8 protein-coding genes are annotated in these 12,697 nt (G+C 59.6%); 2 read left to right on the top strand and 6 right to left on the bottom strand.

Annotation, left to right across the window (positions count from 1 at the left end; all coding sequences use genetic code 11):
- Nucleotides 1-35: 35 nt before the first annotated feature.
- The 3 genes from AC56QX_RS21015 to AC56QX_RS21005 are packed head-to-tail and all read right to left on the bottom strand — an operon-like array spanning nucleotide 36 to nucleotide 3,166.
- Nucleotides 36-1,442, bottom strand: a complete 1,407-nt coding sequence (locus AC56QX_RS21015; protein ID WP_497110342.1) for an NAD(P)(+) transhydrogenase (Re/Si-specific) subunit beta — start codon at nucleotides 1,440-1,442, stop codon at nucleotides 36-38.
- 6 nt (nucleotides 1,443-1,448) lie between these two features.
- Nucleotides 1,449-1,874, bottom strand: coding sequence for a proton-translocating transhydrogenase family protein (locus tag AC56QX_RS21010; protein WP_497110340.1), 426 nt, complete (start codon nucleotides 1,872-1,874; stop codon nucleotides 1,449-1,451).
- Nucleotides 1,874-3,166 carry a Re/Si-specific NAD(P)(+) transhydrogenase subunit alpha gene (locus AC56QX_RS21005; RefSeq protein WP_497110339.1) on the bottom strand — a complete coding sequence of 431 codons (1,293 nt, stop codon included), beginning with the start codon at nucleotides 3,164-3,166 and terminating at the stop codon, nucleotides 1,874-1,876. Before AC56QX_RS21005 ends, AC56QX_RS21010 begins: the two co-directional genes overlap by 1 nt.
- A 621-nt stretch (nucleotides 3,167-3,787) precedes the next feature.
- Here AC56QX_RS21005 and AC56QX_RS21000 point away from each other — a divergent pair.
- On the top strand, nucleotides 3,788-8,623 hold the full coding sequence (locus AC56QX_RS21000) for an AAA domain-containing protein (protein ID WP_497110337.1): 4,836 nt from the start codon (nucleotides 3,788-3,790) through the stop codon (nucleotides 8,621-8,623).
- Nucleotides 8,620-10,002: a hypothetical protein gene (locus tag AC56QX_RS20995; RefSeq protein WP_497110336.1), complete on the top strand. Its 1,383-nt coding sequence runs from the start codon at nucleotides 8,620-8,622 to the stop codon at nucleotides 10,000-10,002. Before AC56QX_RS21000 ends, AC56QX_RS20995 begins: the two co-directional genes overlap by 4 nt.
- 214 nt (nucleotides 10,003-10,216) lie before the next feature.
- Here the strand turns inward: AC56QX_RS20995 and tnpC are convergent, their stop codons facing one another.
- From tnpC to tnpA, 3 genes are all read right to left on the bottom strand, one after another.
- Entirely contained in the window at nucleotides 10,217-11,695 is a 1,479-nt protein-coding gene (gene tnpC / locus AC56QX_RS20990) for an IS66 family transposase (RefSeq protein ID WP_095205361.1), read from the bottom strand.
- Nucleotides 11,696-11,804: 109 nt separating this feature from the next.
- Complete coding sequence (tnpB, locus tag AC56QX_RS20985) at nucleotides 11,805-12,131, bottom strand: IS66 family insertion sequence element accessory protein TnpB (protein ID WP_224690299.1); 327 nt, start codon at nucleotides 12,129-12,131, stop codon at nucleotides 11,805-11,807.
- A gap of 26 nt (nucleotides 12,132-12,157) precedes the next feature.
- Entirely contained in the window at nucleotides 12,158-12,604 is a 447-nt protein-coding gene (gene tnpA, locus AC56QX_RS20980; RefSeq protein ID WP_095205360.1) for an IS66-like element accessory protein TnpA, read from the bottom strand.
- Nucleotides 12,605-12,697: the final 93 nt, after the last annotated feature.

Here is a 12,697-nt window from a genome sequence, read left to right as displayed (position 1 = left end):
GAAGATTGACTCGCTATTGATAGCGGCTCCCTTGCTCAATGCCCCATGGCTTTGATGATTTCCTCGGTCATCTTCTTGGCGTCGCCGAGCAGCATCATGGTGCCGTCCTTGTAGAACAGCGTGTTGTCGATGCCGGCATAGCCGGAGCCGAGCGAGCGCTTGACGAACAGGCAGGTGCGCGCCTTGTCGACGTCGAGGATCGGCATGCCGTAGATTGGCGACGACTTGTCGTCGCGGGCGGACGGGTTGGTGACGTCGTTGGCGCCGATGACATAGGCGACGTCGGCCTGCGCGAATTCCGAGTTGATGTCCTCAAGCTCGAACACCTCGTCGTAGGGCACGTTGGCTTCGGCCAGCAGCACGTTCATGTGGCCGGGCATGCGGCCGGCGACCGGGTGGATGGCGTATTTGACGTCGACGCCGTTGGCCTTGAGCTTGTCGGCCATTTCGCGCAGCGCGTGCTGCGCCTGGGCGACAGCCATGCCGTAGCCGGGCACGATGATGACCTTCTGCGCGTTCATCATCAGATAGGCGGCATCGTCGGCCGAGCCCTGCTTGACCGTGCGCTCGATGCCGTCGTCTGCAGCTGCCGCCGTCTCGCCGCCGAAGCCGCCGAGAATGACGGAGATGAAGCTTCGGTTCATGCCCTTGCACATGATGTAGGACAGGATCGCACCGGACGAGCCAACCAGCGCGCCGGTGATGATCAGCGCCAGATTGCCGAGCGTGAAACCGAGTGCCGCGGCGGCCCAGCCAGAATAGGAGTTGAGCATCGAGACGACTACCGGCATGTCGGCACCGCCGATCGGGATGATGAGCAGGATGCCGAGGAGAAGCGAGGCCGCGACGATCAGCCAGAACACCAGCTTGGACTCGGTGGTGACGAGCAGGATGATCAACACAATCAACGCGATGCCAAGCGCGGCGTTGATGAAGTGGCGGCCGCCGATCATGATCGGCTTGCCCGACATACGGCCGTCGAGTTTCAAAAAGGCGATGACCGAGCCGGTGAAGGTGATGGCGCCGATGGCGACGCCAAGGCTCATCTCGATCAGCGCCTGGGCGTGGATATCGGCAACGGTGCCGATGCCAAAACTTTCCGGCGCATAGATAGCGGCAGCCGCCACCATGACGGCGGCAAGGCCGACCAGCGAGTGGAAGGCGGCAACCAGCTGCGGCATCGAGGTCATGGCGATGCGCCGCGCGGTGACCGCGCCGACAGAACCGCCGATGGCGAGGCCGAGGACGATCAGCCAGTAGCGGCCGGCCGACGGGACAGACGGGGCCGCCAGTGCCAGCGTGGTGGCAATGGCGATGCCCATGCCGATCATGCCGTAGAGATTGCCCTGGCGGCTGGTGGTCGGATGCGACAGGCCGCGCAGTGCCATGATGAACAGGACGCCGGAGACGAGATAGAGGAAGGACGCGAAGTTGGCGTTCATGGCGCTCTACTTGTCCTTCTTCTTGTACATGGCCAGCATGCGCTGGGTGACGAGGAAGCCGCCGAAGATGTTGACCGAGACCAGCATCAGCGCAACGAAGCCGAAGCCGGTGGCGACGCCGGAGGCCGAGATGCCGACGGCAAGCAGCGCGCCGACGACGATGACCGAGGAAATGGCGTTGGTGACGGCCATCAGCGGCGTGTGCAGCGCCGGGGTCACTGACCATACGACGTAGTAGCCGACGAAGATCGCCAGGATGAAGATGGCGAAGCGGAAGACAAAGGGATCGATGGCGCCGCCGGACAAAGCGTGCGCGGCATCGCCCGCCGCATCGGCGTCGCCGGGGGCATTGGCCAGGTTCTGCACCGCAAGCCGGACGGCGGCGGACGCCTGATCGAGCTGGTCGAGGGCTTTCTGCAAGGTCTGATCCATCACGCGATCCCCTTCGGCTTGGCGGCGGACTTGCCCGTGGCGGCCTTCTTGCCGGCGGCCCTTTTCGCTGTGGCTTTCTTCACCGATGCGTCGGCGACCATGGTCTTCGCCGGGATCGCCGCCGGTTCGACATGCCGGCCCTTTGGCGGCTCTGCCGCCGCCGTGGCGAAAGCCGGATGCACCACCTTGCCGGCGTCGGTCAGCATGGTTGCCTTGACCAACTCGTCGTCGCGCTTGATCGCGAGCGTCTTCGTCGCCTTGTCGACCAGCGTCTCGACGAAGGTAAAGAGGTTCTTGGCGTAAAGCAGCGACGCTGAAGCCGCGACGCGGCCGGGAACGTTGAGATGGCCGACGATTTTTACCCCGTTGGCCGTCGTCACCACCTGCCCCGGCACGGCGCCCTCGACATTGCCGCCGCGCTCGACTGCGAGGTCGACGATCACCGAACCCGGCTTCATCGAGGCGACCATCGCCGCCGAAACCAGCTTGGGCGCCGGACGGCCGGGGATCAGCGCGGTGGTGATGACGATGTCCTGCTTGGCGATGTGCTCGGCAGTCAGCGCGGCCTGCTTGGCCTGGTATTCCTTCGACATCTCCTTGGCGTAGCCGCCGGCCGTCTCGGCTGCCTTGAATTCCTCGTCCTCGACCGCCAGGAATTTTGCGCCGAGCGAGGCGACCTGTTCCTTGGCGGCGGGGCGAACGTCAGTCGCGGTGACGACCGCGCCAAGGCGACGCGCCGTGGCGATCGCCTGCAGGCCGGCGACGCCGACGCCCATGATGAAGATTTTCGCCGCCGGCACGGTGCCCGCCGCCGTCATCATCATCGGCAATGCGCGATCATATTCCGAAGCGCCGTCGATCACCGCCTGGTAGCCGGCAAGATTGGCCTGCGAGGACAAAACGTCCATCGACTGGGCGCGGGTGATGCGCGGCATGAACTCCATCGAGAACGCGGTGACGCCGGCCTTGGCCAGTGCTGCGACAGCGGCATCGTTGCCATAGGGATCCATGATGGCGATGACGGTGGTTCCGGGCCGATAGGCCTTCAGCTCCGCTTCGCCCGGCCGGCGCACTTTCAGCACCACATCAGCCTTGGCGGCATCGCCGGCCTTGCCAATGGTGGCGCCCGCCTTGGCGAACTCCTCGTCGGGAATGCGTGACCTGGTGCCGGCCCCGCTTTCGACAACCACGTCGAGGCCCAGAGCCGCCAGCCGCTTCACCGTATCGGGCGATGCCGCGACGCGCGGCTCGTTGGCATCGAGCTCACGAGGGATGAAAAGTATCTGTCCCACCATTTACACCCCTAACGTCAAAGCACCCCGTCGACTGCAACGGGTCTCGTCGAATCTGCTTTGGAGGAAATTAAGACCAGCAGCGAAGCGATTAGGGTTTTGAACGAGCAGGTTAGCGACATTCCGCATTGGGATGTGGCCGGACTTTCACGTCCAAGCGTTCGGCTACAACCAACGGATCGGTTTCACTTCGCGACTTGGTTCCGACAATGCACGCTTCATCCGCTGCATCGAGGATACCCGAGCGCATTCAACGTCAAGAACGACAACGCCACTAGCGTTGGGTTTGTTGAAGTCTGATAGAAATTTTCGCCAAAGCTTCGTTCGCCACCGCCCGGATCAAACCCACCGGGTGCCGCTTCCGGAACCCACTCCACAAGCCGAACGTCGCTGAACAGATCTTCCCGCATCCTGCCCCACCGTCGCAAATCAGTCCGAAGCCGCATGGAGTAAGCCATGAAACGCGATGGGCGTCTTGCCTTCGGCGACTTTGATCGCGGCTCACTATGATTGATGGCGTTTCCACCGGCGGCCGGACCGTGCATGCCCTCAACGATTGCCAAAAGAGCTATCGGTGGGCGCGATGGATTTGCCATTGAGTATCTTAGCTGAAGATAACTCGTGCTCGAGAGGCAATCCTCATCTTCCCCGTTCGGTGTCGTCGTGCAATATTTCGGTCATCTCCTTGGGGGCAATCGATTGAATAATAGATACAACAAGTCGGCCGCGATCGCGGTTGCAAGTTCACTGAAAATTTCGAAGTCGCCAATGCGAGAAATCCGCTATCTCGCTAGTGAGGGCATCCACTCACGAGAAATAAAGGGAATCACCGCACTTGACGCAGCAATGCCGCCCCAGTGGGTATTCTACACCGGCCTCCAATACTTTCCAGGACACGACAGACCGATTGAGATGGATCTCATCATCCTAATGGACGACCGCGTGCTTCTGGTGGAAATCAAGGATTGGACAAAGGCAATTCGCTACGAGGGAAGTGTCTGGGTCGTCGGCCGTGGAAGCCGGCGTCCGAACCCAGTGAAATCTGTCGGAAATAAAGCCCGGATACTAAAAACGCTCCTCCGAAATAAATTGCCCAATATTCCGGTGTCGGTGGATTCTTGCGTCGTACTTACAGCTACGCCTACGGTCGACGGCATTCCGCCAAACGAGGGGCGACGAGTTTTATCGCTGCTTGAGGCTTGTGAACTTGACAATCCGGAGGTTCGCCGGAAGCACCTTGAGAAGTTGCAGCTTGGGCTACGGGCTCCAGAAATCTGGAAGTTCGCAACCCAATTTGACGAGGTGTTCGGAGATCGACGTTCGTTTCGATCTCAAGAGGCGGAGTTCTCCGGCTATCGGATTACCGAGGACAGTGTCTTCGAGCATCCGCGGCATATTTGGCGGGAGCATCGCGCTGAAGAGATCGAACGGACAGGGTCGACGGCCTTGCTACGTCAATGGGATTTTTCGAAGTTACCCCCTGCCCTAAACTCTCCTGATGAACGAAAATTCGTCGCAGAGCGAGAGCGGCGGCTGTTTGAACATCTGAACGCATTGGGAAGTTGGCTAGCGGAGGGGGCATCACTGCTGCGCCCCTTGGGAGCTGTCGACGACGAGGTTGGAACAAGTCATTTCGAACTCTTAGCGCTGCCTGCGACTTGGACGCAGGTGGTTCGCTTTGCCGAGCGAATGCACGAATCGTTATCTGACGACGATGCGCTCGATAGCGTCGGCGAACTTTTGCGGATCGTTGCTGAGTTGCATGACAGGCAGATCACTCACCGCGATATCGGTACTCGTAACGTTTGGATAGGGGGGACCGCACGCTTGGGCGTTACAGGTTTCAGCGTGAGCCAACTACCAACCGACAAGTCGATAGGGGATTGGCGGTCCACACTTAGAGGCTACGGTGACGACATTCCGGAAGATCTGGACTCTACATTGTTTGAAAGCGGCTTTCGGCGAGACGTTTATCAGCTCGGCATCGTCATCAAGGAACTCTTGGGCACGTGCAAACCCGAGGCCTTAGCGAGACATGCCGAGTGGCTCTCGGAATGGCTTGCCGTTGCTCTGGCGATCGATCCCAAGGATCGGTATGCCACGGCGAGGGCGATGGCAGACGATTTCGGCCTCCGCCGAACAGAAATTAAGTCGTCATCCCTCGACGCATCCCGCCTCGACGCATTCGAAACTTCTGAGAATCCGTATGCACGCTGGGTGCCGTTGACGACGATAACCTCTGGCGCCGTGCACATCTACGAATCGCTCCAAAACACAACTGAGAGTGTCTTCGTCAAGATCTGGCTTGGCATTCGTCGGGGTGCCACCCTTGAGACAGATTTGGCGCTGTTACGCCTCCTTGAAGGCGCTTCTCGAATGAAGGCCAGCCCGGTCGACGGTTTCCCGGTTTTCGAAGCAGTCGGCCTTCACGTCGCTGGCCCGTACGTCGTTTATAAACGGGTGGACGGGGAACCGTTGGGACGCTTGAGTGACATTACCAGGCGAGAGTCGGTGTCGCTGGCAACGCAGCTCCTGCGCTCAATTCAGTCTCTTCATGCGCTTGGTTATGCGCATGGTGACCTCTCCCCGCAGAATATCTTGATCGGTCGCGGTGGCAGTACGACATTAACAATCGTAGACCTCTTTGACCTCTCGCCTGTTGGCAACGGGAGGAAGAGAACCCTCGCCTATTGTCCCGAAGGTCACGACAATTTGGGTGACAAACAGGTAGATCGGTACGCCGCTGCGGTTATCGCGTTGGAGTTGCTGAAGGGTGCGGAGGCTCCAAGTACTCGCCCTGCGGTTGAATTGCTGCAGGCAGTCGTCGATTCTGGCGGCGAGGATCCGTTAGAGTTCGCCCTCGAAGCTCTTCTGGCAGCTCATTTTGAATTGGAGCGGCCACCGGCCCCTGAATTTGCAATCTCGTTCCCTGGAACTCCTCCGCTCAATTTAGAAAATCGGCTTATGAAACTAAGGCGGTTCGACACCTCCTTGGTACTCACCACCGACGAAGTTGAGATTGAAATTGCGGCCAAAACTAAAGAGCGTGCCATTGTACGCTCGATCGTCCGGCCAACCCATCGCTCGCTAGAAGACGCGTCATTCAACGGGGTATCTGTGCCGCTTACGTTGTTGGTCAATCGAGATGGCCGCGACGAGTTGGGCAACCTCGTCAGTCATCTGGAAGGAATTAGCACAGCGCGCGCCAGACCAACTGTCGCTCGTAAGGGCCCCTCCTCAATTAGCGCGCACAAGACCTTTCCAGTGAAGGAATATTGGAAGCGGGTGGTGGAACTCGAAGATAGCCTCCTGCCGGAGTTGGAGATTACAGGCCCGGGAGAAGCGCGCGGTCGAACAATGACGTTCCCGTGTGAGAGGACACGGGGTACGTTTGATTTTGACCCGCTTGATACTGTTGACGTTTTCATGGGTGGCAAAAGCAAGCCCATTGGAAGCGTTCACGTCGCCTCGCTAACCGACGAATCCATCACCCTCCTGAATGAACCCGATTGGCCACTTCGCAAGGGGGATCATGTACGGCTAATGAGCCGACGCAGCAGACAGTCCTTCGACAAGCGAAAGCGAGCAATCGATCGGATACTCAGTGGCTCAAGCCAGATACCCGACCTAGTGGAATACTTTGATCCGGCCGCAACCAAGCGTACGATCGACTATGGTGACGTAATCGATAGTGATGACCTGACCCAATATGGTCTGAATGAAGGTCAACGTGACGCAATCGTCCACGTTCTCAAGCACGGACCGGTAGGGTTGGTTCAAGGCCCTCCGGGCACCGGCAAAACCCACTTCATCGCGGCCTTGACGCACTGGTTAACCACCAAGGGTGGCGCGGACAAAATACTCTTGGTTAGTCAATCCCACGAGGCTGTGAATGCAGCGCTCGAAACGCTCATCAATCGGTTCGATACTGAAAAACACAAGCTCCCTTTACTTCGAATAGGGACGAAGGGGATTAGCGAAAAAATCCGTCCTTACCACACTGCATCATTGCGAGAACGTTTCCGAGCGTCGTTTGAAGGGGCAATGAAACATCGTGTTTCGGTTGCGGCGAGAGGAGCGGGCATATCACGCAATACCGCTTACGGTGGCGTCGATATCGAGCGACAGATTGGAGCTATCTCTCGACGCTTGAGTTTCCTAGAATCGATGCCTAGCAGCTCCACAGATACTGAGGAAAGCAGACGCCTCGAGCGAATGATTCACTCAGCGGGTAGATCCTTTGAAGCCGCTGGCAAGCAGTTTTTTGGTTACTCTGTTGATGCTAAAAACCACCTCAGTGAAGTCGCGTCTGCTTACAAGGAGCTGGCTACTACAGAGAAAAGTTCGCCCGCAGACATTCAGGTTCTACTCAATATTTTGAATCTATCTCAGGATTGGCTCGCCGCACTTGCCACGAGCTATCGGAATTTTGACGAGTTCTTGGTCAAAACCCGCAGTATTATTGCAGGGACATGTGTGGGTGTCGGCCAAACCTCGCTCAAGATTGACTCACGCTCATTTGATTGGGTCATCATTGACGAAGCAGCGCGATGTACGGCTGGAGAACTTGCTGTCGCAGCGCAACTCGGTCGTCGGGTGCTCCTCGTAGGCGACCATTTGCAACTGTTGCCTATGATCGACAGGGAAATGATGGAGCAACTCGGAAACGCTTTTCCAATCATCTCCTCCGATGAACTTGCTCGCAGCGATTTTGAACGCGCGTTCGCATCAACGTACGGAGAGGGAAATCGTCGAGTTCTGAGCGAACAGTACCGGATGAACCCCGCAATATGTGATCTGGTAGCCGATACCTTCTACTCTCCTCACGGCGTCGCGCTTCGCACGTCTGAGAAACGTGAGCCAAACCTTTACTTCGACCAATCACTACCGAAGCCTTTTGATATCCAAATTGCCTGGCTCGACACTTCCGGCGATCCTCGAGCAAAGGAGGATCCAGACGAGCGCGAAAGCCACGCAAACGCTGCAGAAGTCGATGCCATTGTTTCGGCCCTAGATGTGATTGCCGCCGATGCATCATTCGTGGCTGCCCTCAAGATAGTCGAAGAGGAAAAGCCCATTGGGGTCATTTGTATGTATGGGGCCCAACGGGAAGCAGTTGAAATGGCCATCGCCGCGAGGCCTTGGGAGAATGGCTTTCGGCGGCTAATCAAGGTCGAAACGGTCGATTCGTACCAAGGCAAAGAGAACACGATCGTCCTGGTATCACTATCACGCACAAATAGTGGTCGGCGAGGCGGGCACGTCTCAATTCCGAATCGCGCAAATGTCGCTTTCTCCCGTGCGAAAGAGAGATTGTTGATCGTGGGATCGGCAACGTTTTGGGACCGGTTCGACATCGGGCACCCAATCCGGTCTACGCTTGATTGGATCCGCGCTCGGGAACGTAAGGACGGCAAGGCTAAGATGATTAAGACGGTGGAGTTGTTTGGTCGATGAACGAGCAGCAGGACGTCGTCACGATCGATACAATCGGCTTTCGAGTTCCTTGCCGTAGCTTCTACATCCGCGCAAATGTGACTCGCGACCGTCCTCTACCGGTCGTTGATGAGTTCGTGCTTCGCCTGCTTCGGGTCTGCGGGCAACTCACCCTGGCCAGAGTTGGAGATTTCTTTGGGTTCACAAGGTCGGAGACAGAGCGTGTCATCGAGGACCTGCTGTCCAAAGAGCTTGCAGTAGCCGAGGGGGAGGAACTTCGTCTTTCGAAAACGGCAGCCGAGCTTTTCAGATCAAGTGCGGACGAGGAGCCTAGACTTGTAGAGGTCGAGGCTTGGACAGAAAATATCTGGCTTGACCTAGTTGGCCGAACGCTCGTTCCACGGCCACGACAAAGACCGTTTCGGAATTTGGTTGATGTCCAACCCGATGTTGACGCCGAAAAGTCTCCCGCCGATCACGCTCGTGCAGCTTTTGAGGCGAACTTCAGGGACTATGTAACAAGAACTCGCCGCGTACCTGATCCTGATAAGGTCAGCATCCATTCCATTGCCAGCCTAGAGCCGGACAGGTACGGTTCTGTGATCATTGGGGCACGAAAGGTTCTTCAAAAGCGGGGCGGCAAACTCCGGCTTGAGTTCGATGGATTCGCTGATGCGCCGGCTCACTACCGCAACCTTATTCAAGAACTTTCATCAACATATGGCCAGCTCGACCAGCCAAAAGCTCTCGCGACCAGTCTCACCGATTTCGAACGGCTTGCCGCCGTTTCTTTGCGTGAGTATTTCGACGAGAGCCAAGCGTTTGATTACGAGCGGTGGATTGCGCACCGACCCTCGTTCTCTGACAGCGCAACGACCTGGATTGCTGGCGCGATCTATCTGGACACCAACGTGCGGGAGTTGGTCGCCCATCTAGAAAAGTTGGAGCCCAATAGTGTCAAGCCCGAACTGAAATGGCTTCGGCCAGCCGGCGGGACTTGGGGCATGACCAGCGACCTAGCCGAGGCGTTGAGCTTACTCCGACGTACGCTTCGCTTGCCTGATATTCCACGCGCGCAAGGCGCTACGCTGGTCGTTCCAAAAGTAGCAGTGAGCACAACCGTCAAACGATTCAACCGTTTGTTTGAGTTTGCCGAGCACGCACCGTCCCGAACAGCGTCAAGTCTCGAAATTCTCGTCGCCGGGAAGGCTGCCGCAATGGTGCTAATCCACGTCCCGGTGGATGCCCGTGAAACTTTGCCGATTGGGGTTGTGACGACGCAGCACAAGTTCCTGAGTCGTCTAACGGCGTATATGGGCAGCGAAAACCCATCCCTGTGGCGTACCCTGCCGCGCAAGGGTCAAGATGCAGACGATGTCGAACCAGACTCGACATCTTGATCGCGGGGATCGACGATAATCCGGCAAAGCTGGATGGCAGCATGCCGCGCTGGGAACAAGGTAGAGAGCACTCCGGTGCCGAGGCCTAGTTCTGGAGCTGGGTGTGGTCGGCAGGCCATCCGATTTCTATCCCGCGATATCCGTTGTCACTACTCCCCTCCTCCGAGCCTTGCATTCCCGTGCACAGACGTCAGTCATAACGTAACCGCTGTTCTCAGGCCACGGCCTTGAGTGGCGCGGGGGCATAGGCCCAGGGCAGCAGGTCGTCGAGCTGGCTTTGCGGATGGCCTGCGACGATGCGGGTGATGACGTCGGCGAGGTAGGCGTACGGGTCGACGCCGTTGAGTTTCGCGGTTTCTACGAGCGAGGCGATGGTCGCCCAGTGCTCGCCACCGCCGTCGGAACCGGCGAAGAGCGCATTCTTCCGATTGAGGGCGATTGGCCTGATCGAGCGTTCGACGACGTTGGAGTCGATCTCGACGCGGCCGTCGTCGAGGAAGCGACCAAGTCCGGCCCAACGCGAGAGCGGGTAGCGGATTGCTTCAGCGAGCTTGCTCTTCTGGCTGACCAGGGCGAGCTTCTCGCGCAGCCATGGCTGGAGGGTATCGATGATGGGGCGGCTTCTCTCCTGGCGCGCGGTGCGCCGCTCTTCGGGCGAGCGTCCCCGTATCTCGTTCTCGATCTTGTAGAGCTCGGCGATGCGCTGGAGCGCCTCCGTGGCGATCGGCGCGGGCCCGGACTGGGCCAGTTCGTAGAAGCGTCGACGGACATGCGCCCAGCAGAACGCCAGGCTCACGGCATTGCGCTCGGCCAACGCCCGGTATCCGGCGTAGCCGTCGACTTGCAGGATTCCGACGAAGCCCTGAAGGTGCCGCAGTGGCTGTTCGGCCTTGCGGTCGGGTGCATAGAGATAGGCGACGCCAGGTGGAGCGATCCCGCCCCAGGGGCGATCGTCGCGAGCATAAGCGAACAGCTGGCCCGTCTTGGTGCGGCCGCGCCCGGGATCGAGCACCGGCGCCGTGGTCTCGTCGGCGAAGAGCTTCCCGGAGGCCTTCAGCCGCTCGAACAACCGCTCGTGGATGGGGCGGAGCAGGAAAGCCGCCTTGCCGACCCAATCGGCAAGCGTCGAGCGATCCAGGTTCACGCCTTGGCGGGCGTAGATTTGCGCCTGGCGATACAGGGGAAGATGGTCGGCGTACTTGGAGACCAGCACATGGGCGACGGTCGCCTCAGTCGGGATGCCGCCCTCGACAAGCCGTGGCGGAGCCGGTGCCTGCACCACGACCTCCTCGCAGCTCCGGCAGGCGTATTTCGGTCGGCGCGTGACGATGACGCGGAATTGGGCCGGCACGATGTCGAGGCGCTCGGAGCGATCCTCGCCCATGACATGCAGCATTCCCTTGCAGCACGGGCAGATCTTGTCGGGAATGTCGATGATCTGCTCGATACGCGGCAGATGCGCGGGCAGTGATCCACGGTTGGCGCGGCGCTTCCTGGCGCGAGCCTCGCGCTTGGCAGTATCGGCGGTGTCCTCCGCGGCGAAGCCTTCAGCCTCGATCTGCTCGGCCTCTTCCAGGCCCAGCAGCAGCTGGTCGACCGGCAGGCTCTCTGCCCTGCGGCCGAAGCGGTGGCGCTGCAGTTCCTTGATGATCTGGCGCAGCCGCTCGTTCTCGGCGCGCTCCGCCGCGAGCATCGCCTGAAGCGCGATCGGATCGTTGGTCTGAGGCTCGGCCGGGTTGCTCACAAGGCCGATTCAATCATGCATTCCAATGCTTTGCGAGCGCCTCTAGCCTCCCATGGAATCAACTTGCCGCGACCGGCGCGCGCGTCTCGCGGGCGTCATGCACGCGCCGCCAATCCAACCCTTCCAGGAGCGCCTGCAATTGCGCCGCCGACAACCTCACCACGCCATCGGTGATGGCAGGCCAGCAGAACTTCCCGTCCTCCAGACGCTTCGCCAGCAGGCACACGCCGGTGCCGTCGAAGTACACCAGCTTGACCCGGTCGGCGCGCTTGGCCCTGAAGACGTAGACCGCGCCAGAGAACGGATCGGCGCCCATCGTCTCGCGCACCAGCGCCGCCAGGCCTTCGGCCCCCTTGCGGAAGTCCACCGGCTTCGTCGCGACCATCACCTTGACCACACCCGTCGGCCCGATCACGACGGCGCCTTCAGCGCACGGATCACCGCCGCCACCGTCCTGGCGTCGGCGCCACGACCGACCCGCATGGCGACGCCGTCAATCTCCAGCTCTATCACGCCGGTTTCTCGCGCGGCCTTCCGCTGCCGTGTCGATCTCGCGCGCTTCCCCGCCGGTTCGGGCTCCTGTGCCGCGACCACCGCTGGAACAAACAACGGCTCCGGTGCCGGCGCATTCGCCAACGGCACCCGCGCGGACCGGCGCCAGGCGAACAGCTGCTGCGGGGACAATGCATGTCGCCGAGCCACCGCGCTCACCGTCTCGCCAGCATCGTAGCTTTCCGCCACGATCCGCGCTTTCTCCTCCGGCAACCATTCGCGCCGCCGTCCAGAACCCGTGAATATCTCAAGCCGTCGAACCGGCTCCTCGTCCCTGGACTTAAGCGTAAGTTCTGAAATCGTCATGTGTCGAAGCCCTCAAAGGCCCCGAGCATCGTCGCTCACGACAACGCGCGAAAGGTGCCAACGGGACAGCGCTTACGTCATAACCGTGCAACT

The organism is Mesorhizobium sp. RCAM 06353 (assembly GCF_059683585.1).
The sequence above is the reverse complement of the archived record's forward strand: the minus strand, read 5'-3'. Positions and strand labels throughout refer to the sequence as shown.

What these genes read in the sequence shown, in the direction of transcription:
- AC56QX_RS21015 (WP_497110342.1), bottom strand. Translation starts at nt 1,442, where the DNA reads ATGAACGCCAACTTCGCGTCCTTCCTCTATCTCGTCTCCGGCGTCCTG.
- AC56QX_RS21010 (WP_497110340.1), bottom strand. Translation starts at nt 1,874, where the DNA reads ATGGATCAGACCTTGCAGAAAGCCCTCGACCAGCTCGATCAGGCGTCC.
- AC56QX_RS20995 (WP_497110336.1), top strand. Translation starts at nt 8,620, where the DNA reads ATGAACGAGCAGCAGGACGTCGTCACGATCGATACAATCGGCTTTCGA.
- tnpC (WP_095205361.1), bottom strand. Translation starts at nt 11,695, where the DNA reads ATGCTCGCGGCGGAGCGCGCCGAGAACGAGCGGCTGCGCCAGATCATC.
- tnpB (WP_224690299.1), bottom strand. Translation starts at nt 12,131, where the DNA reads ATGGTCGCGACGAAGCCGGTGGACTTCCGCAAGGGGGCCGAAGGCCTG.
- tnpA (WP_095205360.1), bottom strand. Translation starts at nt 12,604, where the DNA reads ATGACGATTTCAGAACTTACGCTTAAGTCCAGGGACGAGGAGCCGGTT.